A 20707-nucleotide genomic window follows, 5' to 3' on the forward strand; every position below is an offset into this window, starting at 1 on the left:
AATTTTCAAAGATCAATTTATATTTACTATTTTTGAAAAATCCATAAATAGCTATGTGTTTTTCTTGCATGTTGCTGCTTATGAATTGGTTTAGGCTTACTACTATTCACTAATATAAATAAGTCTTTAGCATATAATCCTAATTTATTTGCTATATCTAATATCTCTATATGGCTCCATCTTTGCTTACCTCCGCATATTTCATCTTGGCATTTACAAAGAATATATCCATCCTCTTTAGTTATTCTAACAAGTTCTTTCAATCCATCTTCATAAAGCTTTATTATCTCTTCATGAGTTGTAAATCTAGTTGTGTTATAGCAATCCACCATACCTTTTAAATTTGTAATTCTTGCATACGGTGGATCTATTACACTATGGTTAAATGAATTATCTTTATATGGCAAGTCCCTAAAATCTGTACCAGTTTTTAAGTCAGTTCCAACTACCTCATATTTACTTAAGTCTATTTCTCTCCAAAAGACACCTTTGCCATAAGTAACATCTGCAATTTTATCGCCTTCATTGAAATATAACTCCGCAACACTTTTTATTAATCCTGAATTTCTTCCTTGATGAACTGTATATATTGGAGTATCTAATTGCTCCATATTCTCACCCCCTAGTTAGTACGCACTTTCTACAGTTTGCTCCCGACATTAATGTCAGCACCAGAACTTAGTATTGCGAACTATCGCAAATTCATTTGCTTACTCATAAATTCACCATACATATTTCTCATGCTATCCCAATCAATACAACCCATGTTTTTCACTATCCATAATCCACCCCATACAATAGCAGATTTAATTTCAATCGGTTTATCCTTTCCACCTTTGTTATATAGCCAATCTTCTAAATCGAAGTATGCACTCATAGGACGTTCTTTTGTTTCATATTGTTCTATAACTTGTTTTAATGCATCCTTTTCATATTGAAGAACTTCTACTTCACCTTTTTCAATTTTTTCAAGTAAACTTTCTAACGTTGGTAATACTTCTTTTTTATCCAATCTTTCCATAAAGATTCCTCCTTAAATTTGATTCGCAAAATTTACATTTTGCCGACCTCGGCAACTCATTAAAGTATTGCGTAGAATTATTCTTCTGGAACATAATAAAAATGTTCTTTCCCTAACCTAATTGTTTTTCCTAATTCATCAACGGTTGTATAAGCTTCATCATCTTCGTTGATAAGATTATATTCTTTATTGGCAATTAATCTCACATTGTCAAATTGATCTTGAAAATCATATTTAGCCTTAATTTTAAAGTATTCTCTTGTTTCATCAACTTCACTTTTATTATCTTCATTTTTGTAATAATTGACACTATCTTTTGTAATAACTACAAACCCATCTCCGTCAATTACTTTCATTACTTCACCTATAGTTTTATTTTTAACTTCATTAACATCAATCATTTTTTATTTCCTTTCTCCGTCCTTTTTACAATATTAGAAATGTGAATCAATCTTTAATATTAATTCTGCTAACTTCATCACATTCTTTATATATCCCTAATTGACAACTAAATGTTTGTACATCAATATTTTCTCCATATTTTTCAATTAGCTTATTTAATTCTTTTACTAACTTTTTAGCTTTCATAAATTTCACCTCATAACTTTACAATGTATAAATAGTAGTATTGCGAATATTTAACTTGCTAATATTTGTTTAAATATGCTTTCAAATATGGTTACTGGAATACTATTACCAGATTGTTTATATAATGCTCGTCTGTTATTCACTTTAGCTGCATTGCAATAATCTTCATCTTCATATCCTTGCAACCTCCAGCACTCTAAATCTGTAAGAAATCTATATTTTCCATTACCTAAATCAATAACTTGTGCAGGACATCTATCCTGTCTTTCTGTTATTGTATAGGCATAATCCTTTATAACTGTTGCTCTATTAACCCCTTTAGCCCCTATTCCCCTTAAAATGCTTGGCTGTGTTACCTCATATTCTTCTGATACATTGCTTTCAAGAAATTCAGATATATTTCTCATTGGACTTCTTTCTAATGTTTCAAAATTGAATAGCGTTCCATCTAAACAACTTATTGTAAAAACTCTATTTCTATTCTGTGGTAATCCAAAATCCATAGCATTTAGTACATCATATCTACTTGTATATCCTAATTTCTGCATTTCATCCAGGTACTTATTAAAATGATGTTTCATATGTTTACTAAGTACATTTTTAACATTCTCCCATATAACAATTCGTGGCTTCCACATTCCCATCTGCTGTATTATATGGATTGTTTCCCACATTAAACTGCTTTCCGTTCCAGAGCCTTCGTCTGCTCCTTCTTGTTTTCCTGCTATGGAAAAACTTTGGCAAGGCGAACCATGTATAAGAATATCAGGCTTAAGATTATAATTTACAACTGATTGTGTCTTGTATGCCAAATCTTTCTCAAACATTGCGTTGTAACTTCTTACTGCCTTTTCATCTATCTCAACATAATCTATTGCCTTAACATCTATTCCTAAGTTTCTTAATGCTATTCGTGGGCTTCCTATCCCACCAAATAGCTCTAATATTTGTACCACTTAATCACCTCACTATTGTTCGTTAAATCTACATATTGTGTATTAGCATTCAACTGTATCTAAATATAATTCTGAATAATAACCAGTTCTTACTTCGCTTGTAATATCAACCAGCTTACGTATTGGCATATCATCATCACTAACAATGAATACTTTCATATCATCAGGTAAATCTTCTATAAACTCTCTAATATCCTTTACTGTTAATTGCTTTTTACTATCATTCAATTGTTTCTTTATAACTTCAGCATCTAATGGTTTTGCTGTAAATGTCTTTATGCCTTTAATCATTACTCTCTACCTCTCTTTTATTATTTTTAATTTTCTTCTCTGATTCCTTGCATACAGGTCAATATAATATTTACTCATTTTAAATTCATCACATTCAAATCTAACTATGCTTTGACTTAATGTAGGATCATCCATTCCATAGAAATAACATTCGTCACAATTCCAACACGGTTCTTTTAACGTTCGTGCTTCTTCTACAGTTGTATTAGAAACATGAGTTTCACAATTTTTCATACACTTACTACATAAGCATTTATCGCATATGGTTGCATCATATGGTGGAATTATCTTTGGCTTTTCTTGTACTTCATCTTTTGCAAAGAAATTTAATTGCTCCAAATCTGATTTTTTATTCATTAAAATCAATTCCTTTATATTCTGAACTAACTAAGTTTCAATTTTGTGCTATATTCCTTATTGTGTATGTCTACTAATTTTTTAACTTTTTCTATATAATCAGCAAAATCATTTTTATCTTTTATAGCTTCATATTTTACTTTTGTTCCTTGCTTGCTTGTCTTATATATTTTCTTAACCTTAAATCCATCTTTGCATTTTTCTATATATAACCCTAATATCACCAAATCATAATCTTGCTTTTTATTTTCTTTAAATTTTAAATTAATTTTTGGATACGTTTCTGTAAATCCTAGAATTGAAACATCACTCATTACTCTGCCTCACTTTCACAAACTTCTGTAATTCTATCTTTTAATTTTTCTACTCTGTGCTGTAGTAGGTTAACAATTTGATCTACTGCTTTTTCAACATTATCACTCATTTGGTTTATCACACCTTTCAAATTCAATTACCCAAACATAAGGATTAGCATTAAATTCGTACTGTTCCAACTGGTCTTTTCTTAATGTACTATCCCATAAATCCTTCCATTCCATTAACCAGTGCTCACAAGCTTTTATTCCTTCCCTCTGTACCGTTTCGCAATCAATATCTTGAAGTCTTTCAACTCTCACATCAGTGACCTTAAGAAATATTCTTGCTGCATCTTTCGGCATATGAATTGATGGTTTCCAATTACCTTCATAAAATTCACTTGGATTATTAGGATTATCTTCATCAGCTTTATATCCATAAAACTGTGCTAAACAACAATGCTCACCTTGTCCTATTCTTTTCTTATACTGCTTCCATGTTTCTCTTACATAAAGTACATCTCCAACATGAAATTTACTAAATCTATTTATATATTCATCTAGTTGCCACCATACACATCCATGAGTATAATCTTTGATATACCAGATATTATCTCTTTCGTTAAACTCTTTCCAAAGTCCATATCCACAGGGTTCATCATTACTTGGAGTTCTCTTAATTACTCTTCTAGTACAAGTCTTTCTACCGTCCAATATAGCTTGAACCATTGCTGTGTTAAATAAAATTGGTTTCATTATTGCTCTACCTCCATAACTAAAGTTCCACCTGATAAATTTTTCTGTAATTCCTTAAGATGCTTATCACATAAACATCTTTTAACATTTACTTGTGGCAAATTTACATCTACTACTGCTCTATGAAAACAGCCTTTACTGCAGCATAATCCTAGCTTAGTTTTAATAGCTGCATTCAATACTATTAGCTTATCTTTCATTGCATCTACACCCTTTCTGACTACCAGCTTTTACTTTTTGACCTGTTTTTGAAATCAACACATTTTTCATATGGCCATGAATCTTTATTTCTTGCAAAGACTGAATAGCCTAATCTACTTCTTTTAATTACAGATTGACCTTTGTAAATTTCTTTCTTAGCATCATCTCTAGCTATTTGATAAGCTACTTTTTGAAATTTATTCATCTTTCTTCGTCCTTTCTGACTAGTCTTCGTCAACATTTTCCTCATATTCTTCTTTTGATATTGGAGTTATATACTTAAGTTCGCCCTTAACTTGTCCAGCTATTGCCTTGCTATATCCTTCTTCAAGCTTTTTCATTTGTTCATCTGTAGGTGGCTTTTCTACTGTTAATGTACAGCAAGAAAATACTTCTCCATAATTGCCATTTTCATCTATTGCCATTTTAAGTTCTTTACCTAATTTAAAATAAAATTTTAATTCAATCATTACTCCACTTCACTTTCCATAATTTCTTTCTTGAAATTTTCTAGCTTTTCAATTTCCGCCTGGTGCTCTTTGATTTTTATATCAGTTATCTTTAAAGCCATAAATTTATTTGAATTAGAATAAGTTAATGAATAATTACCAAAGGAGCTGTATATATGCTGCTTTGATACTCCAAATTCTTTGACTATCATTTCATAACTATATCCAGTTAAATCTTTTAACTTTTTAAATAACTCATTTATTCTTGCCATTTTCTTATTTCCTCCCTTTGTTTTATTCTGTCAACTCATTCTCTTATTTCTTTGTTTCAAGTCAATTATTTACTACGCAATATCTGACTATTGTAAAATTAAAACGGCATGTCCCCATCATCTACTGGAGTTAAATCTTCTTCAAAATTCATATTATCAAACGGATTATTAGATGAATTATTTGAACCTCCTGAAGTATTTGACTTACTTAAAAACTGAACTTCTGTAGCAACTACTTCAGTAACATATCTCTTAGTACCGTCTTTTGCTTCATAATTTCTTGTTTGAATTCTACCACTTATAGCCATTTGGCTACCCTTAGTCATGTAATTCGCAGTACTTTCAGCTTGTTTTCCCCATACAACTACAGGTACAAAATCCGCTTCTTTTTGACCAGATTTAGAATTATACTTATCAACTGCTAATGTTAAGGTAGTTACTGCTGTTCCAGCCCCAGGAGTAAATCTTAGTTCTGGATCCTTTGTTAATCTTCCGATAAGAACTGCTTTATTCATTTTTGTATTCCTCCAATATTATTAATTTTCCGCCCATGCTTGCTCTTACAATATCTTCTCTAGCGAATAGACCTTTATATTGTTTTAACGTCTTTAATAGCCTATCTGTAGACTTAGAATTAATATCTAGTATAGTCTGTACTTCTACTCTGCTAAAATAATCTTTATTAAACACAATCTCTAAATAATTTTGAAATTGTAATTTTATTGTTTCATCTAAATCGTGTCCATCTCTTCCATGATGTATTGAATAATGGCACTTCTCACATAAATCTATTAGATTCATTTTGCATTTAATTAATGCAGGTTGTTGACTTCTTTTTATTTTGTGATGCTCTGTTACTATTCCATTAATTCCGCACACTTCACAAGTTCCATACTTAGCCATAAAATCACCTACATATAATCAAACATTGTTTTAATTTCATCTATCCTAGCATTAAACGCTTTTAATTCTTCATGTTTATAAGCTTCTAATGCTTCTACATCTTTAAAATACTCTTTATTAGCTTGTACACCATTCAAACTTATCTTATATACTCCAAATTTAGCCTCAACAACTGTTTCTTTAGATATTATTTTGTGTTCATGTTGAATAGTCTTCTTGTTAATTTCTATAGGCTTTTCCACCTCTTTAGGTGTAATTGCATTGCTTTCTTTTTCAACTTCTGTATAAGCCTTTTTAAGCATTTTCCCCTTTTCTTTGTTGTTTCCAAAGTTAATACATTTTTCTGGATACTCTTCTTCCTTAATAATTAACCAAAGATTTGAAATATCCTTAGCTGGAATATCAAACTTCTTCTTAGCTTTTGTTATAGCATCTGATTTTAATGTACCTGCTGTCATTTCCTTTCTTAAAAATTGCTTTACATCTTTCTCGAATTTCTCTATTTTATTCATCCAATCCATCCCACTTTCTTTTATAAATTCTTTACTATCTTCCATATAGTCATAAGCTCTTTTAATAATTTTTTTGATTCCTTCTATGCTTAAATCCGTATAATCTCCTATTGCTGCTCCGTAGCAATTATCTAATGTGCTATTTATTAGCTCATCAAGCTTTTTAACCTCGTTTTTAATTGCATAAGTTAATAAGACTAATTCTTCTTGTGGTAATGATTTTTCCCAAAGCTCTAATTTCTTATCTAGCGAAAGCATATTATTCATCTTCATTCCATAACACTCCAATAGCTTTTATAACTTGCCATCCTCTATTAACAAGTTTCTTGTTATGTCTCCTGTTTAATTCAACTAAGTTCATATTTTTCTTTACTAATAGAACTAGAACTCTTATACATACTTGAATTAAATCTTGGACCTCTTCCGCTATATGACATAGATCGCTCTCTTCTATTGCTTCATCAAGTTCTCTATATTCTTCTTTAAGTTTTTTTCTTATAGACTCCCAGTTGTCTTTTTCGTTGTCTTCTTTAGTTTTAATGTTTTTACCTAGCTGCATGAAATTTAATATCATAAAATCCCTTCTTTCACAGCGATTATTTGCATAGCTTTTAATGCACTTTGTATAGTCAATCCAGCTTCTACATTCCTAACTGCTATCTCTATAAGTTCTCTTATCCTTTGTTCCCTATTACTTAATTCATTTTGCAAATTAGATATTTGAATATCTTTAGCTTTTATAACTCTCTTAAGATAGTTATTTTCTATCTTTGGATTTTGTTTTAACATTTCTTCTAAAACCTTTTGGTCCATTTCCTCACTAGCTTTTTGGACCTCTTCACTTCCTCTGCCAAATTGATCTATCTTTAAATGTAAATTTTCTCTAGTCTTTTCTACATTCATTTATTTCTCATTCTCCCAACTTAATAATTTCTTTTCTAAATCGTCATAATCATAATCTCTTGCTTCAAAGTTATTAAATCCACGAACTGAAATTGAATTATTTTGTGATTTTGATGCCTTCCAGTCTTCTTTTATAGCTGTTAATAATGCTCCAACTTTATTTCTAACTGTTTTCATATGATTTATTATTTGAAGTTTTTCAACAACAGCATCAACAACAACATTATTTTCTATACAATATTTTTTTATAAATTCTATATCTTGATTATTGAAATTTTTATTTAGAATTTCTTCTATATCTTGTTGTTGTTCTATTTCTTGTTCTATTTCTTGTTCTATTTCTTGTTCTATTTCTGGTGGACACTTTTCAGACATTTGTCCACTGCTTGTACTTCCAGGTAGACATGCTTCATCATTTTCTTTTTTTAACTGTCTTTGTTGTTGCTTTTTAAAAGCTCCTATAGATTTTGAACCTATCATATTTTCAACTTGGGTAAGATAAATTTCTCCGGTTGAAAATATTTGGATTAATCCTATTTTTTTTAGAAGTTCCATAGCTACTATAACTGTATCTAAATCAGTTTTAGTAATTTCAGATAGCTTTTTAGCATCATATGGTATCAATACACTTCCAACTTTTCTTATCAATATTCCATCATTTCTTAAAGACTTTAAACAAAGTTTTAAATAAAAATGACTATATGCTATTCCATTTTCCTGTTCTTCTAGCCAATCTATAGCTCCTTCTTCAAAAAAATCTTCTTTCAATTGCAACCAGTAAAATTTTCTATCTTTTTCATATTTAGCCATTTCTGCTATCCTCCTTAGTTGGGAGCTTATTTTATTTCTAATCCTGGCATTGCTGCATAAGTTTTAATTCCTGTAAGTTCTTCTACTTCTTCTTTAAACCTATTAGGATTACCATTCTCTCCACTTATATGGATAAGCATTATGTCTTTAGTTCCTTCCAAATTCCAAGTTCTAAGAGTTTCTTTTAATGTTTCTAAACTCATATGAGATTTAATCGTCCTTGCTCTCCATGCTGGTAATGTTAGTAGTACATCTTCTGAATAATTACATTCAATTAAAATGTGGTCCACATTTTGAAATTTAGATTTAAGATAATAGGTATCCGTTGCAAATAATAACTTTCCTATCTCTGGATGATATATTAAAAATCCTAAAGGTTCATTTACATCATGTTGTGTGTTAAATGGAACTACTAAAAATCCACCTATCTTATAGGATTCTGAATGTTTTAAATAATTTAATCTATAACCATAAGATGTATCTTTAAATTCAATTCCTGCTGCAGTTCCTTCACTCATATAAACATCAATTCCACTTTTCATTGCATCATTTACGCCTTTGCTATGATCTTTATGCTCATGAGTTACTAATGCACCTACAACCTTACTTAAATCGTAATTTAAAGTTTTTTTGATATTCTTGAAGTTTATTCCTAATTCAAGCAAGAGAATTTCTTCTCCAGCTTGAATAATATATGAATTTCCTGTTGATCCAGTAGCTACAACTTTAATCATTAGAATGGCTCTGTTTTCATTACAGTTTGTTTTACTGTAGGATTTTCATTTTTAGATTTTTCTTTATCGTCTTCTTTGACTTCTTCAATTTGAATATCAATTATTTCTTGATTAGCATTTTCTTTAATTTCTTGCTTTACTTCTTCATGTGTAACCTCAATTACTGTTGCAGGTTCTAATTCTACAGCTTCATCAGCTGAATATATTCCTAACAATAATTCTGAGCAATGCAATCTTCCAAAGAAACTAGCTGCCCTATATCTAATCATTACCTCAGGCATAGTCTTCCACTTAGAACCACTCTTATTTATCCATCCTTCCTCTTGTGCCATTTTCATAGTTATAACTGGACCTTTAATTTCATTTTCCTCATGGTCAAGCGTATATGCATAACAGCTTAATTTATCTCCAGAGCCATCTATCTTATATTGAAGCGGTTTAGCATATTTTTTAGATGTATTGATTAATGCACTTATGCTTTGTGAACCCCATGCAGGTCTCCCATTTACTACATATAAATTTTGCATTACCATAATAGGACTTAATCCAACTCTATTAGCAACATCTAATGCAATAAGACAATTTCCTATGTTATCATGATATTCTTTTGGTACTATTGTGCTGCTTGCAAGTGCTTTAGCCATTCTGCAAGTATTTTCAAAACCTTTTATGCTACCGAATGTATCTAAATCATTTGCAATGTTTGTCCCTTGTTGTTCTGTTAATTCTTTATTTTCACTCATATTATTTATTTACCCACCTTTACTTTTAATTCTTTATCCAAACTAACCTTTAACTTAATTAATTGACTATCTGTAGAACCTATTTCATTTACCGCTTCTGCATTATCTATAAATACAGGTGCTGACACTTTGTAATGTTCACATAAAGTATTAATAATGCTAAGTCCTGCATTTATTTGGCTAGCTGTATTTGCATTACTAAAGGGAACACCATTAATCAATGCTTCACAAGTTTCGCTTAATCCACCATTTACTTGTTGATTGAAAAGTTTAAATGTTACTACTCCTTTAAACTTTTTATTTATGCTATCTTCTAATAACTCAACTTTAGTTCTTATAAACTCTTCACCAAGATACTGTTGTCCTTCTAAGTCTGCTATTTTAATTTGATGTTCCTTTTCTTCTTGATTAAGCTCTTCCATTCTCTTCTTAAGTTCAGCATTAGTGTCTTTCTTACCTAATGTTTTTGTAATATCTTCTAATTCTTCTTGAAGTACTCTCTTTTGCTTTATAAGTTCTGTATTATCAGCACTTATAAAGTTATCTATTTGAAATTGTAATTCTGATATTTTAGCTTTTAGTTCCTCTTCTCCTTCAACATGAACTTCTTTGGTAATACTTAATCCTGTCTTAGTATTTTCTAAGTCCTCAAGTTCTTTTTCTAAATTTGTTTTAGAAGATTCTGAATCTATGATTTTTAATCTCAATTTTTCAGCTTTATCATCTAATTCTTTTGCTTCTATATCTAAATTTTCTATTTGAGATTTTAATTTAATACCTTGCTCTTTTATCTTTTCAACTGTATCAAACTTTGTTTTATTAAATCTTTCTTCTAAGTCCTTTTTAATTTCATCTATCTTTGAGTGATCATATTCCCTTCTGCAGTAAGGACAGTTAGATAAAGATTCATCAAATTCAAACACTTTATCTTCTTCACTATGATATTGCTTTAATAAACCAGACTTTTCATTAGTCTTGATATCTATAGTCTTTCTAATTCCAGTCGCATCTTCACAAGCTAAATCTCTTCCTCTTTCAGCTTCTTTTATGTTCCAAGCTATAGATTGCAATTCGTTCATAGTATTATTTATTTTTTTATTTATTTCTTCCAAAGGTTTATTGGAATTTTTTAATGATTCATTTATTTTATTTGCTAGTTCAGATTTAGCTTTATAAAGTTCATCTTGAAACTTTAACTTACCTTCATTAGCTTTAGATGCATCTGCTATTTGTTCATCAATAATGTTAATCTTACTTTGGATATATGATTTTTTAAGTTCCAATTTTGAAAAATCTACTTCTGCAATAGAGTTATTACATTCATCAATTCTATAAGGAATACTCTTTACTTGATCTTTAAGTTTTGAAATACTAGCCTTAGTTCTTTTGTTAAAGTTATCAATTCCATCAGTCAACAGCTTCTTAAGTGGTTCTAAACTTTTGTTATAGTTAATTACATCTTCTTCTGAAATATCACCAATAATGTCAAGTAAGATTTCTCTTTGCTTGGTCCAGTTAAGTGAGCTAAAATATAACGGATTAGTAATCATCTTAAACAAATTTTCATCTACAAGTTCTGATATAGCCGCTTGATATTCTTTTTGTTTTACTGGAATATCATCTATTTCATAATCTGTAGTGCAACCTTTAAGTTCTTCTTCAGCTTTTCCATTAGGCTTTACCCATCTTTCATTTAAAGTTCTTTTAAAAGTTTTTTCTGTTCCATCAACATCTAAATAACCTGTTACATAATGTTCTAATCCATGAATTACATCATTGTTTTCGTCTAATGTTTGGATTTCAAAATTCTTCTTATCATGGCTATCTTTTCCGAATAGTAACCAGTTAAATCCGTCAAATATAGTACTTTTGCCTGTTCCGTTTTCTCCTAAAATAGTAGTAACTGTTCCAAATGTAACTGTTAATTCTTTGATCCCTTTGAAGTTTTTAATTTCTAATTTTTTAAGTTTAATCATGTAATACCCCTCCTAATTTTCACAAGACTATGTTATAATCTCTTTGAATATATTTCTAAGTTGCTAAGTTTTACTTTGGTCGGTTTGCTTAGCAGCTTTTCTTTATCTTTTAACATCTGAAAGTAACCTATCAAATACTTTCATTACTTCATTCATATCATCTTCAAGTTTTCTAAATACATCTTTTGTTCCTTCTAAATTTCCATCATCTAATTGTCCTCTTACCTCTATAATGTCTTGTTTTGGATCGTAAATTGAAACCAAATTACTCACCTCCCTTAATCACATTAAATATAGGAAATCTTTTAATTGTAGTTTTAAATTCATCTTGTGCTAAGAAATAATTTCTTGAAATATTTATAATTTCAAATTTATTACTCTTATGCATGAACTCTTCGCCTATTCCTAAGCAAAACATTACTTACTCTCCCCTTTCTTGCCTCTCTAGCCTTTTCTCTATCTTTTGTTTCTTTAGCTCTACATTTAGGACACTTATATCCATTTTGAGGTATTTGAGCTTTTATGCTGATGTTCCAAAACTCTTTACATTTACAACACTTAGCTTCCATAACATTCACCTAAATATTTATTAGATAAATTAGTATTGGAATAACTGCTGCTACTGTAATAGATCCTTCCAAATCTTTTTCAGTACCTGCTAACTTAAATGTTCTTAAAGTTAAAATTGCAATAACTAATATTGAATAAAGATTTAAAAATATTTTTCCATCCTCCAACATTTTTTACCCCACCTTATTAAATTTTTGTAATAATATCCACTTACTCGCATAGAATATATTGAGAAAGTGTTTATATTTTTCCGATAATAAAAAAGCTGAAAATTACTGAATGTAATTGCTTTTAAGTTTTAGATGTGCTTGCATTCTATATCTAATATCTTGTACTTGACTCATATTTCAAAACAAAATCAATAATTTTTTGTTCTGCTATGGCAATAGCTTCTGGATTTATTATTCTAATTTTTACTCCATCGACAATTATTTTAGTTTTTATAATTATCACTCCTTGTCCTACTTATAAGCTCAAGCATTAATTTATAAGTAAGTTTTTCATTCTCACTCATTGTCAATCCCCTCCTTTATGGCTTTGATTATTTCTTCTTTAGGTTTTCTATAAACTTCACTAAACTTTTCAATTTTTTCAATATTAATTTTATATTTACCATTTTCTAAATTGTAAAGTTGTATTCTACTTATCCCTAATATTTCGGCTATTTTGCAAGTTTTAAGTCCACTTTCCTTTCTCATTTGCTTTAATTTCACTTTATCACCTCCCATGTACTTATTATAAACTCAACTTAACATTTTTGTTAAGTATCATTTTAAACGATATTTAACTATTTATGGAAAATATCTCCTTCTATCTACATTTTTCGCAATATTACTTTTATTTTCAATTTTACATTTTTGTTAAGTTTTATTGAATTTATCTCATTATATAGTGCTAAATAATTAAGTTTACTAAATAGCTTTACATTTTTGTTAAGTTTGATATAATGTAAATGAAAGGATTGATTCATTTATGTTTTATACTAGATTAGAAAACTATAGAAACAGTTTAAATTTAAATAAAAGAGAGTTAGCAGATAAATTAGAAGTAAGTGAAAGTTACTATAATATGATAGAAAATGGTAAAAGAAATCCTTCTAAAACTTTCATGATAAAACTTGTAAATTTTAGTAACAAACCAGAGGAATATTGGATTTATGGTATAGATGAAAACAATTATTTAAATTCAAGAGATGATCTTAAAAGCACTTTTGAAGCAGTTAAATTATTGATTAAAAGTAATGCCTTAAAAGAAGAATCAGATGTTGAATCTAAACTTTTTAAATCAATTGATTTTGATAGTTTAGATTTGGTTGATCAATTAATTTTAACGGCACTAAAAACAGACATAGAATATCTTATTACTAAAACAAAAAAATAAAACTAACCTTACTTAAATAGATATTGAGGAGTATTTATTATGAAAAAGATAGCAATATATACAAGAAAGTCTCGTCTAACTGATACAGGTGATAGTATTGGTACACAAATTAAATTGGTTAAAGATTATTTTAAAAATGAAAACTGTGAATTTGAAATATTTCAAGATGAAGGATTTACAGGTGGAAACACCAAAAGACCCGCATTCCAACTAATGATGGAAAAGGTTAAAACTAAAAAATTTGATACAATTGCAATATACAAAATAGATAGAATTGCTAGAAATATAGTTGATTTCTTTAATATTTTTAATAAATTTAAAATATATAATGTAAAACTGGTTTCCATAAGTGAAGGTTTTGATCCCAGTACTTCAGGTGGAATGATGATGATGACAATGCTAGCAGGAATTGCAGAAATGGAAAGAATGAATATAAAACAAAGAGTTAAAGATAATATGACAGAACTTGCTAAAAAAGGAAAATGGACTGGTGGCACTCTGCCTTTAGGTTATAGTTCTATAAGAGTAATAGAAAATGATAAAGAATGTAGTTATCTGACCTTAAATGAAGACGAAATTAGCATTGTTAAGGATATATTTAATTGGTTTGTTGATGGATATAGTACAAGAAAAATATCTTTTTTGGTTAAAGAAAAGTATCAAATTTATACTAGTCCAACTAGAATTTCAAATGTTTTAAATAGTCCTACATACGTCAATTCATGTGAATTAGTTAATAAATATTTAGAATTAAATAATTATGAAATTTATGGTGCAATTAATGGAAATGGTTATTTAACATATCAAAGAACAACTGCCCAAAGTGGTTCAAAGAAATTGGATAAGAAAAATAAAACAATAGTTGTTCCAAGTAAACATGCAGGAATTATAAAATCAAATATATGGCTTAAAGCTCAGGAACGATTGAAAGAAATATCGATTGATCCTAAACCACGTATAAGTAAATATACATTTCTTGCTCAAATGGTTAAATGCGGGTATTGCGGTGTTCCTATGAATGTATGGAGAGAAAATCGTAAAAATAATACTTATATTCGTTTTTTTAAAAAGACTTGTAAATGTGATCATTCTGGTGCTGTTAGAAATGGCAGTAGATTGACCATAGAAAAAGCTGAAAAATATGTTTTGGAAATTTTAAAAACCGCACAATTAAATGGCATTGATGATTTACTTAATAAAAATTATGGAAAAATAAATAAAAAAAATAACGAATTAAAAAAAATTGAAAAAGATATAAATAATATAGATGAAATGTTAGCTGGGCTGACAGATAAATTTGCACTAGCTTCTAAAACTTTAGCTAAGACTTTAATTAAAAGAATGGAGGAATTAGCTAAAACAAAACAAAATTTACAAGAAAAACTAATTATTTTAGAACAAAAAAATAATTATAATTCAAAATTGAAAGACAATATTAAAACTTTAAATAAAGCTATTGATTATTTTTTAGATAATTTTAATGAATTAACTATTGAAGAAAAGCAAATTGAAATAAGAAAAATTTTTGAATATGTGACCTGGAAAGGCGCAGAAAAAGAATTTGACTTAAAAATAATTGAAATTTAATCATGTTGTTATATAAGTCTTGCTGATCCAACACTTGCAACTGCATCACTTCCAAGTCTCCCTAACCATAACATATCTATTAAATTATAGGTAAATTGGAGAAGTGAACTTCCCATAATAGGTATAGCTAATGCTGTTAATACAGAAATAACTTTACCTTTTGTTAAATCTATTCTTTTCATATTTCCTCCCAATATACTTTAATCAATACACATAGATAAACATCTATGTGTATTATATTCTCTAAAAAGAATTTTGTCTATAATATTTACAGTTAAAACTTTTTATATTTATTTCATAAACTTTTTTATTATATCTAACTTTCTTTTATTATAAGGTGGAAATAATAAAGTTATATCTGCTTTATCACTCTTTTTAAGTATACTTTTTTCATGTGAAAATGTTAAAAAACTATTATATCCATGATAAGAACCCATTCCTGAATTTCCAACCCCTCCAAATGGTAAATTAGGATTTACTAAATGTGCTATAACATCATTTACACATGCTCCTCCCGATGAAATTTCATTTAATATCTTATTTTCTACTACTTTATCATTAGTAAATACATAAAGAGCTAGTGGTTTGGGTGATTTTTTTATTTTTTTAATAGCTTCATCTAAATTACTATACCCAATTATAGGTAAAACAGGTCCAAAAATTTCTTCTTTCATACAAACACAATCAGAGGCTGTAATATCAATAAGTGTTGGTTCTATATAATTAATTTTAACATTAGTTTTACCACCATAAACTATAAAATCTTTATCACTGTCAATAATCTTCTTTATACGTTCAAAGTGTTTTTCATTAATTATTCTTCCAAAATCAGTGCTTTTCTCTGCATCTGTACCATAGAATTCTTGTATAACTTTTTTCATTTCTTCAATAAGACTATCTTTAATGGACTTTTCAACTAAAACATAATCTGGTGCCACACATGTTTGACCAGCATTTAATGTTTTTCCCCATATAATTCTTTTAGCTGCAACTTTTACATTTGTACTTTTATCAACTATAACAGGACTTTTTCCTCCTAGTTCTAAAGTAATAGGAATTAAACTTTCAGCTGCTGCTTTCATAACTATTTTTCCAACATTAACACTGCCAGTAAAAAATATATAATCAAATTTAGAATTTATTAAAGCTGTATTAGTTTCTATCCCACCCTCAATACATGTAATATAATTTTCATTATAAGTTTCAGAAATTATCTTACTAACTACTTGAGATACATTAGGAGAAAGTTCTGATGGTTTTAATACAGCGCAGTTTCCTGCCGATATTGCACCTATTAATGGTTCAATTAAAAGTTGAAATGGATAATTATAAGGTCCCATTATAAGTACTGTGCCATAAGGCTCATACATTATATATCCTTTAGATGGTAATAAATAAATAGGTGTTTTAACTCTTTTAAATTTTGACCACTTTCTTAATTTTTTTATAGAATTCTTAATACTTGATAATATGAAACCTATTTCTGTAGCATATGATTCAAATTCACTTTTTCCTAAATCTAAATTTAATGCTTTATAAATGTGATTTTCATATTTTTTTATTCCAATTTTAAGTAATTTGAGTTGTTTTATTCTAAATTCAATGCTTTTAGTTTCTTTACATTCAAAAAACTCATTATGTTTTTTAAGCATCTCCTCTACGTCTTTCAAGTCAAGTTCTTTATATGTCATTAATCTAATACTCCTTAAACTATATATTATATAATTTATATTAACCTAAAAACTTTTAAATAGTAACATACATTTTATATTAATATAAGTATTTAATCTTAAATTCCTATATCTTCTATTATTTCATTAATGCTTTCTAAAAATATACTATAATATTATTTTTAAGTCATATTAGCAAAAATCCCAAGCACATCTAATATTCCATATCCCCACTGAGGATTAGGATATGAATCTCCTGGTCTCTGTTTAGTTCCTCTAGCTAAATAAGTTTTCATTGTTTGAGAATACATGTAAGGATCATTCCCATCTATAATTCCCCATTCAAATAAAATTGCACAAGTTCCAGCAACAACAGCAGCAGAAACACTGGTTCCATTTACTGTTGTAATCGAATTATTAGGAGCTACAGCTACAGCATTTACTCCACCTGCTGCAACATCAATTCTATCTATATAATCATCTAAAAATGACATTCCTGAATAATTTACTATATTATTGTTATTTTGATTATACGCTGCTACTGTAATTATTGAATTTGATCCCCCTGGTGTTGTAAATGTACCAAAAGGATCCGAAGGGCTTAAAGAAGTGTCCCCTATGGATAATCCATATTGTGGTATCCATATATTATAGGCTCCATCTAATACGAAATTTGCTATTAATTTTATTTTCCATATTCCAGGTTGTAAATCAAAAAATTCTATACGTATTAATTCGTCTCCTGTATTTTCTTCTGGAATATAAAATTCAACCTTTATTGATGTTTTTTCAAAAATAAAATTATAACCTTCACTAAGATTAATTATTGCAGGTATTGTTCCTGTATTTTCTCCTGATGGTGAAACTATATCCACAGTCATTATATTCGGTGGAGCAGCCCAAATTTCTGCCCATAAATATTTTTGATCTGGCGATACATTTAGCTCTATACTTCTTGCTTCACCAGATTTAGATATAGTTCCAGATGCATGTCCTCCTCTAGCTCTTTCATTTCCTGCACCTGTTACTACAGCTATACCTCTGCTGTTAGAAATTGATTCTATATAGTCAGGTAAAATCCCATTACCTCTATGATTTCCAGAATTACTTCCAAGTGGAAGATATATAACCATAGGTTCAGATTTTTTTAGTGCATATTCGTATAAAAATTCTAAAGCAGAGAATATTGCAGTAATATTATATATAGGCACTTTTGCGCCAAATTGAGCTTTATTTGAATAATCCTCTATTAATTTTACAACTACAAACTTGCACTCTGGCGCAACACCCTTAAGTTCAGGATTTTTACCAGTAGCTCCGATTATTCCACTCATACTAGTTCCATGTCCAATTTCATCAATACTAGGCACAATATCATATGGTGATTTTCCTTCATTGTAAGCCTTTATTGCTTCATTTATTTTATCTTTTACATATAAAGCTCCATATGGTACAAGCTCAATCTCACCATCTTTATCTGATGTTATTGTCTGATCCCATATACATTCTATTCTAGTATCTCCCTGCAAAGTCATAAACTCACTACTCAAATAATCAATTCCAGTATCAATAATACCAACAGTCACCCTATTCCCAGTTAATTGAAGCGGCAGATTTATTTGTAATCTTCTTACTTGTGAAGCTTCTATAGGTGTGATTTCTTGAAGTGTATAAGTTTCTGTACCTTTAATATATACAATATTATCAAATAAAGGATCATCAACATTAATTTTCTTGCCTTTTTCAGCGGAAATTATAGCATATTTATCATTAATTATTGCTATATAATATCCTTTTTTTTGTAATGCTTGTTCATCTATTTCACCTTGATATTGTACAATGTAATGATTATAATTTGTATTATGAAAAAGATTTCTAGGAATATTAGACTCATATCTTAACATTTGGCATCATCTCCTTTGGAATTCTTATAAATAATTCATCAACTTGGTATTGAATAAAGTTGTCATTTCTAAAATTCATATTATTCCTAGTTTTTATATATTTTCTACTTATAATATTAAATGTACCCAGTAAATCAAAACTTCCATATCCAGTTTCTCTGTTTGGATATGTATATTCTGGTTTTCTATAAGCACCATATATTAAGTAACTCCTAATTTTAGTAGAATACATAGTAGTATCATTTTCATCAACTATTCCCCATTGTAATAGTAGCGCACAGCCCCCTGCAACTACAGCTGTTGCAGCTGAACTTCCTGATGCAACAGTAGTTTCTCCTAAAGCTTTTGTTGTTAAAATATTTATCCCTACTGTAGCAATATCAGGATTAATTAAATTATTAGTATTAAATCCCTTTCCAGAAGTAGCAATTAAAGACTCATTAAGTAATCCATGATATGCAACCGTAACCACTTTCCTTGCAGTTGATGGAATTGTTAATGTACTAAACGGATCTGGCTCTAAAAACTTCGTATTATCTGGTAATGTTACTTGAGGTTGAAGCCATGTATTATATTCACCATCACTTATATAATCTCCTCTTAAAACAAATTTCCATATTCCAGGATTTATATTAGCGAAAATTAACTCAATAACTTCATGGCCAGAAAAATTTTCAGGCATATGGTAATTAATTTTTAATTTAGTTTTTGAAAAAACAAAATTAATTTCCTCTCTTTTGTTTCTTTTAGCCTGAATAAAACTACTCTCTTCTCCTGTAGGTGAAATCACATTAAGTGACATTTTATTAGGTCTTTTTACCCATATATTAAAGGAAAGGCTCTTCATTTCTCTAGGTATATTTAATTCCATGCTATCTGTTTCACCCACATTTTTAATAATACCTGATGCATGACCTTCTGCAGCTCCTTCATTCCCAACTCCTGTAACCAATACTATACCTCTTATACTTGCTACAGAAGTTAAATATTTTGAAATCAAGCTATTGCCATCATGACTTCCTTCTGTTGTACCAACTCCTAAATAAATAACTATAGGTTTTTTCATCTTTACTGAGAAATTCTTTAAATATTCTATACCTGCTAAAATCTCAGATGCATTATATATCGGCGTATATTTAACACTATTTCCCTGTAAAATTTTTTGAGAATTTAAAGATTCTAGCAGTTTAACAATTACAAATTCACAATCATTAGCAACTCCTTGAAAATTTCCATTATACCCTCTAGCCCCAATAATTCCTGCCATTTCTGTTCCATGACCAACATCATCTTTTGAAGGAACAATAGCATATGGATCTTGATTATTTTTATGGGCATTTATTGCTTTATTTATTTCTTCATTAGAATAAATATTTCCAAGATATACAGATTCAGCTTTAACATTTTCTATAGTTTGATCCCATATTGCAGCTATTCTTGATGTTCCATCTTCCCTAATAAATTCATTATTTAAATAATCTATTCCGGTATCTACGATTCCTACTAATACACCTTTTCCTGTTAAATTTAAATATGGATTCTTCTTTATTGTTAATATTTGATCAATTGAACTTGGCGAAATATCTTGTAATACAGACATGCTTCTAAAATCAATAAATTTAATTGAAGGAACATCTATTAATACTTGATCTAAATATTCATAAGGTAATGATATAACACCTATGGTATTGGTTAATACATCTCCACAAGCATATGATACCTTATCTATTTCACTCTTAAAATCCCCTCTATATTCAACTAAAAAATTAGGTGAATTTCCAGAATAGTACCCAGGACATAATCTTGAATTCATTTTATTTTTCTCCTA

At 29.0% G+C, this 20707-nt stretch carries 31 protein-coding genes and 1 pseudogene; 2 read left to right on the forward strand and 30 right to left on the reverse strand.

Annotated elements, in window-relative coordinates:
- Positions 1–26 precede the first annotated feature (26 nt).
- The 26 genes from RYM86_RS00210 to RYM86_RS00335 form a co-directional block, all read right to left on the reverse strand.
- Positions 27–611: a DNA methyltransferase gene (locus tag RYM86_RS00210; RefSeq protein ID WP_315076255.1), complete on the reverse strand. Its 585-nt coding sequence runs from the start codon at positions 609–611 to the stop codon at positions 27–29.
- A gap of 80 nt (positions 612–691) precedes the next feature.
- Complete coding sequence (locus RYM86_RS00215; RefSeq protein ID WP_315076257.1) at positions 692–1021, reverse strand: hypothetical protein; 330 nt, start codon at positions 1019–1021, stop codon at positions 692–694.
- Between the two features lie 77 nt (positions 1022–1098).
- Positions 1099–1422, reverse strand: coding sequence for a hypothetical protein (locus RYM86_RS00220; RefSeq protein WP_315076259.1), 324 nt, complete (start codon positions 1420–1422; stop codon positions 1099–1101).
- A 46-nt stretch (positions 1423–1468) separates the two neighbouring features.
- Positions 1469–1609, reverse strand: coding sequence for a hypothetical protein (locus tag RYM86_RS00225; protein ID WP_315076261.1), 141 nt, complete (start codon positions 1607–1609; stop codon positions 1469–1471).
- Positions 1610–1659: 50 nt separating this feature from the next.
- Positions 1660–2565 carry a DNA cytosine methyltransferase gene (locus RYM86_RS00230; protein ID WP_315076263.1) on the reverse strand — a complete coding sequence of 302 codons (906 nt, stop codon included), beginning with the start codon at positions 2563–2565 and terminating at the stop codon, positions 1660–1662.
- Between the two features lie 42 nt (positions 2566–2607).
- Positions 2608–2856 (reverse strand): hypothetical protein, encoded by a 249-nt coding sequence (locus tag RYM86_RS00235; protein WP_315076266.1) that lies wholly within the window; start codon positions 2854–2856, stop codon positions 2608–2610.
- Between the two features lie 6 nt (positions 2857–2862).
- On the reverse strand, positions 2863–3213 hold the full coding sequence (locus RYM86_RS00240; RefSeq protein ID WP_315076269.1) for a hypothetical protein: 351 nt from the start codon (positions 3211–3213) through the stop codon (positions 2863–2865).
- Positions 3214–3239: 26 nt separating this feature from the next.
- Positions 3240–3527: a hypothetical protein gene (locus tag RYM86_RS00245; RefSeq protein WP_315076270.1), complete on the reverse strand. Its 288-nt coding sequence runs from the start codon at positions 3525–3527 to the stop codon at positions 3240–3242.
- A gap of 102 nt (positions 3528–3629) precedes the next feature.
- A complete protein-coding gene (locus RYM86_RS00250) occupies positions 3630–4265 on the reverse strand; it encodes a hypothetical protein (protein ID WP_315076272.1) in 636 nt (211 codons plus the stop codon).
- Complete coding sequence (locus RYM86_RS00255) at positions 4265–4465, reverse strand: hypothetical protein (protein WP_315076274.1); 201 nt, start codon at positions 4463–4465, stop codon at positions 4265–4267. Before RYM86_RS00255 ends, RYM86_RS00250 begins: the two co-directional genes overlap by 1 nt.
- A 20-nt stretch (positions 4466–4485) precedes the next feature.
- Positions 4486–4671 (reverse strand): hypothetical protein, encoded by a 186-nt coding sequence (locus RYM86_RS00260; protein WP_315076276.1) that lies wholly within the window; start codon positions 4669–4671, stop codon positions 4486–4488.
- A 19-nt stretch (positions 4672–4690) separates the two neighbouring features.
- A complete protein-coding gene (locus RYM86_RS00265) occupies positions 4691–4936 on the reverse strand; it encodes a hypothetical protein (protein WP_315076278.1) in 246 nt (81 codons plus the stop codon).
- A complete protein-coding gene (locus RYM86_RS00270) occupies positions 4936–5187 on the reverse strand; it encodes a hypothetical protein (protein WP_315076281.1) in 252 nt (83 codons plus the stop codon). The genes RYM86_RS00265 and RYM86_RS00270 overlap by 1 nt, the downstream gene beginning before the upstream one ends.
- Positions 5188–5285: 98 nt before the next feature.
- A complete protein-coding gene (locus RYM86_RS00275; protein WP_315076283.1) occupies positions 5286–5702 on the reverse strand; it encodes a single-stranded DNA-binding protein in 417 nt (138 codons plus the stop codon).
- Positions 5695–6090, reverse strand: coding sequence for a hypothetical protein (locus tag RYM86_RS00280; protein ID WP_315076285.1), 396 nt, complete (start codon positions 6088–6090; stop codon positions 5695–5697). The genes RYM86_RS00275 and RYM86_RS00280 overlap by 8 nt, the downstream gene beginning before the upstream one ends.
- 8 nt (positions 6091–6098) lie before the next feature.
- The gene (locus RYM86_RS00285) at positions 6099–6875 is read right to left on the reverse strand and encodes a hypothetical protein (RefSeq protein WP_315076287.1); all 777 of its coding nucleotides are present in this window, start codon (positions 6873–6875) and stop codon (positions 6099–6101) included.
- Positions 6862–7176, reverse strand: coding sequence for a MazG nucleotide pyrophosphohydrolase domain-containing protein (locus RYM86_RS00290; protein ID WP_315076290.1), 315 nt, complete (start codon positions 7174–7176; stop codon positions 6862–6864). The genes RYM86_RS00285 and RYM86_RS00290 overlap by 14 nt, the downstream gene beginning before the upstream one ends.
- Positions 7173–7505 carry a glucose-1-phosphatase gene (locus tag RYM86_RS00295; protein WP_315076294.1) on the reverse strand — a complete coding sequence of 111 codons (333 nt, stop codon included), beginning with the start codon at positions 7503–7505 and terminating at the stop codon, positions 7173–7175. Before RYM86_RS00295 ends, RYM86_RS00290 begins: the two co-directional genes overlap by 4 nt.
- Complete coding sequence (locus RYM86_RS00300; RefSeq protein WP_315076296.1) at positions 7506–8315, reverse strand: phage replisome organizer N-terminal domain-containing protein; 810 nt, start codon at positions 8313–8315, stop codon at positions 7506–7508. It abuts the gene before it with no gap.
- A 26-nt stretch (positions 8316–8341) separates the two neighbouring features.
- Positions 8342–9049, reverse strand: coding sequence for an MBL fold metallo-hydrolase (locus RYM86_RS00305; protein ID WP_315076299.1), 708 nt, complete (start codon positions 9047–9049; stop codon positions 8342–8344).
- Complete coding sequence (locus RYM86_RS00310; protein WP_315076301.1) at positions 9049–9792, reverse strand: hypothetical protein; 744 nt, start codon at positions 9790–9792, stop codon at positions 9049–9051. The genes RYM86_RS00305 and RYM86_RS00310 overlap by 1 nt, the downstream gene beginning before the upstream one ends.
- Positions 9793–9797: 5 nt before the next feature.
- A complete protein-coding gene (locus RYM86_RS00315) occupies positions 9798–11768 on the reverse strand; it encodes an AAA family ATPase (protein ID WP_315076303.1) in 1971 nt (656 codons plus the stop codon).
- 102 nt (positions 11769–11870) lie between these two features.
- On the reverse strand, positions 11871–12032 hold the full coding sequence (locus RYM86_RS00320; RefSeq protein WP_315076305.1) for a hypothetical protein: 162 nt from the start codon (positions 12030–12032) through the stop codon (positions 11871–11873).
- Positions 12033–12148: 116 nt separating this feature from the next.
- The gene (locus tag RYM86_RS00325; RefSeq protein ID WP_315076740.1) at positions 12149–12337 is read right to left on the reverse strand and encodes a hypothetical protein; all 189 of its coding nucleotides are present in this window, start codon (positions 12335–12337) and stop codon (positions 12149–12151) included.
- Positions 12338–12346: 9 nt separating this feature from the next.
- Entirely contained in the window at positions 12347–12508 is a 162-nt protein-coding gene (locus tag RYM86_RS00330; RefSeq protein WP_315076306.1) for a hypothetical protein, read from the reverse strand.
- A gap of 336 nt (positions 12509–12844) precedes the next feature.
- Complete coding sequence (locus RYM86_RS00335) at positions 12845–13051, reverse strand: helix-turn-helix transcriptional regulator (protein ID WP_315076310.1); 207 nt, start codon at positions 13049–13051, stop codon at positions 12845–12847.
- Positions 13052–13310: 259 nt separating this feature from the next.
- On the opposite strand from RYM86_RS00335, the gene RYM86_RS00340 reads away from it, so the two are divergent.
- Together RYM86_RS00340 and RYM86_RS00345 are read left to right on the forward strand one after the other, a co-directional pair.
- Positions 13311–13718, forward strand: coding sequence for a helix-turn-helix transcriptional regulator (locus tag RYM86_RS00340; protein WP_315076312.1), 408 nt, complete (start codon positions 13311–13313; stop codon positions 13716–13718).
- Between the two features lie 39 nt (positions 13719–13757).
- Entirely contained in the window at positions 13758–15305 is a 1548-nt protein-coding gene (locus RYM86_RS00345) for a recombinase family protein (protein ID WP_315076316.1), read from the forward strand.
- Between the two features lie 20 nt (positions 15306–15325).
- Here the strand turns inward: RYM86_RS00345 and RYM86_RS00350 are convergent.
- The 4 genes and pseudogenes from RYM86_RS00350 to RYM86_RS00365 all read right to left on the reverse strand — a co-directional run.
- A pseudogene (locus tag RYM86_RS00350) lies at positions 15326–15487 on the reverse strand (MATE family efflux transporter); the annotation flags it as partial.
- A gap of 108 nt (positions 15488–15595) precedes the next feature.
- The gene (locus RYM86_RS00355; protein WP_315076319.1) at positions 15596–16996 is read right to left on the reverse strand and encodes an aldehyde dehydrogenase; all 1401 of its coding nucleotides are present in this window, start codon (positions 16994–16996) and stop codon (positions 15596–15598) included.
- 161 nt (positions 16997–17157) lie between these two features.
- On the reverse strand, positions 17158–18879 hold the full coding sequence (locus RYM86_RS00360; protein ID WP_315076324.1) for a S8 family peptidase: 1722 nt from the start codon (positions 18877–18879) through the stop codon (positions 17158–17160).
- Positions 18866–20692 carry a S8 family peptidase gene (locus RYM86_RS00365; RefSeq protein WP_315076327.1) on the reverse strand — a complete coding sequence of 609 codons (1827 nt, stop codon included), beginning with the start codon at positions 20690–20692 and terminating at the stop codon, positions 18866–18868. The genes RYM86_RS00360 and RYM86_RS00365 overlap by 14 nt, the downstream gene beginning before the upstream one ends.
- Between the last annotated feature and the right edge of the window lie 15 nt (positions 20693–20707).

The sequence above is a fragment of the uncultured Clostridium sp. genome, from assembly GCF_963527835.1.
GTDB lineage: Bacteria > Bacillota > Clostridia > Clostridiales > Clostridiaceae > Clostridium.

Excerpts from the sequence above, each read along its gene's own strand:
- RYM86_RS00210 (WP_315076255.1), bottom strand. The coding sequence starts at position 611 with ATGGAGCAATTAGATACTCCAATATATACAGTTCATCAAGGAAGAAAT.
- RYM86_RS00215 (WP_315076257.1), bottom strand. The coding sequence starts at position 1,021 with ATGGAAAGATTGGATAAAAAAGAAGTATTACCAACGTTAGAAAGTTTA.
- RYM86_RS00220 (WP_315076259.1), bottom strand. The coding sequence starts at position 1,422 with ATGATTGATGTTAATGAAGTTAAAAATAAAACTATAGGTGAAGTAATG.
- RYM86_RS00225 (WP_315076261.1), bottom strand. The coding sequence starts at position 1,609 with ATGAAAGCTAAAAAGTTAGTAAAAGAATTAAATAAGCTAATTGAAAAA.
- RYM86_RS00235 (WP_315076266.1), bottom strand. The coding sequence starts at position 2,856 with ATGATTAAAGGCATAAAGACATTTACAGCAAAACCATTAGATGCTGAA.
- RYM86_RS00240 (WP_315076269.1), bottom strand. The coding sequence starts at position 3,213 with ATGAATAAAAAATCAGATTTGGAGCAATTAAATTTCTTTGCAAAAGAT.
- RYM86_RS00245 (WP_315076270.1), bottom strand. The coding sequence starts at position 3,527 with ATGAGTGATGTTTCAATTCTAGGATTTACAGAAACGTATCCAAAAATT.
- RYM86_RS00250 (WP_315076272.1), bottom strand. The coding sequence starts at position 4,265 with ATGAAACCAATTTTATTTAACACAGCAATGGTTCAAGCTATATTGGAC.
- RYM86_RS00255 (WP_315076274.1), bottom strand. The coding sequence starts at position 4,465 with ATGAAAGATAAGCTAATAGTATTGAATGCAGCTATTAAAACTAAGCTA.
- RYM86_RS00260 (WP_315076276.1), bottom strand. The coding sequence starts at position 4,671 with ATGAATAAATTTCAAAAAGTAGCTTATCAAATAGCTAGAGATGATGCT.
- RYM86_RS00265 (WP_315076278.1), bottom strand. The coding sequence starts at position 4,936 with ATGATTGAATTAAAATTTTATTTTAAATTAGGTAAAGAACTTAAAATG.
- RYM86_RS00270 (WP_315076281.1), bottom strand. The coding sequence starts at position 5,187 with ATGGCAAGAATAAATGAGTTATTTAAAAAGTTAAAAGATTTAACTGGA.
- RYM86_RS00275 (WP_315076283.1), bottom strand. The coding sequence starts at position 5,702 with ATGAATAAAGCAGTTCTTATCGGAAGATTAACAAAGGATCCAGAACTA.
- RYM86_RS00280 (WP_315076285.1), bottom strand. The coding sequence starts at position 6,090 with ATGGCTAAGTATGGAACTTGTGAAGTGTGCGGAATTAATGGAATAGTA.
- RYM86_RS00285 (WP_315076287.1), bottom strand. The coding sequence starts at position 6,875 with ATGAAGATGAATAATATGCTTTCGCTAGATAAGAAATTAGAGCTTTGG.
- RYM86_RS00290 (WP_315076290.1), bottom strand. The coding sequence starts at position 7,176 with ATGATATTAAATTTCATGCAGCTAGGTAAAAACATTAAAACTAAAGAA.
- RYM86_RS00295 (WP_315076294.1), bottom strand. The coding sequence starts at position 7,505 with ATGAATGTAGAAAAGACTAGAGAAAATTTACATTTAAAGATAGATCAA.
- RYM86_RS00300 (WP_315076296.1), bottom strand. The coding sequence starts at position 8,315 with ATGGCTAAATATGAAAAAGATAGAAAATTTTACTGGTTGCAATTGAAA.
- RYM86_RS00305 (WP_315076299.1), bottom strand. The coding sequence starts at position 9,049 with ATGATTAAAGTTGTAGCTACTGGATCAACAGGAAATTCATATATTATT.
- RYM86_RS00310 (WP_315076301.1), bottom strand. The coding sequence starts at position 9,792 with ATGAGTGAAAATAAAGAATTAACAGAACAACAAGGGACAAACATTGCA.
- RYM86_RS00315 (WP_315076303.1), bottom strand. The coding sequence starts at position 11,768 with ATGATTAAACTTAAAAAATTAGAAATTAAAAACTTCAAAGGGATCAAA.
- RYM86_RS00325 (WP_315076740.1), bottom strand. The coding sequence starts at position 12,337 with ATGGAAGCTAAGTGTTGTAAATGTAAAGAGTTTTGGAACATCAGCATA.
- RYM86_RS00330 (WP_315076306.1), bottom strand. The coding sequence starts at position 12,508 with ATGTTGGAGGATGGAAAAATATTTTTAAATCTTTATTCAATATTAGTT.
- RYM86_RS00340 (WP_315076312.1), top strand. The coding sequence starts at position 13,311 with ATGTTTTATACTAGATTAGAAAACTATAGAAACAGTTTAAATTTAAAT.
- RYM86_RS00345 (WP_315076316.1), top strand. The coding sequence starts at position 13,758 with ATGAAAAAGATAGCAATATATACAAGAAAGTCTCGTCTAACTGATACA.
- RYM86_RS00355 (WP_315076319.1), bottom strand. The coding sequence starts at position 16,996 with ATGACATATAAAGAACTTGACTTGAAAGACGTAGAGGAGATGCTTAAA.
- RYM86_RS00360 (WP_315076324.1), bottom strand. The coding sequence starts at position 18,879 with ATGTTAAGATATGAGTCTAATATTCCTAGAAATCTTTTTCATAATACA.
- RYM86_RS00365 (WP_315076327.1), bottom strand. The coding sequence starts at position 20,692 with ATGAATTCAAGATTATGTCCTGGGTACTATTCTGGAAATTCACCTAAT.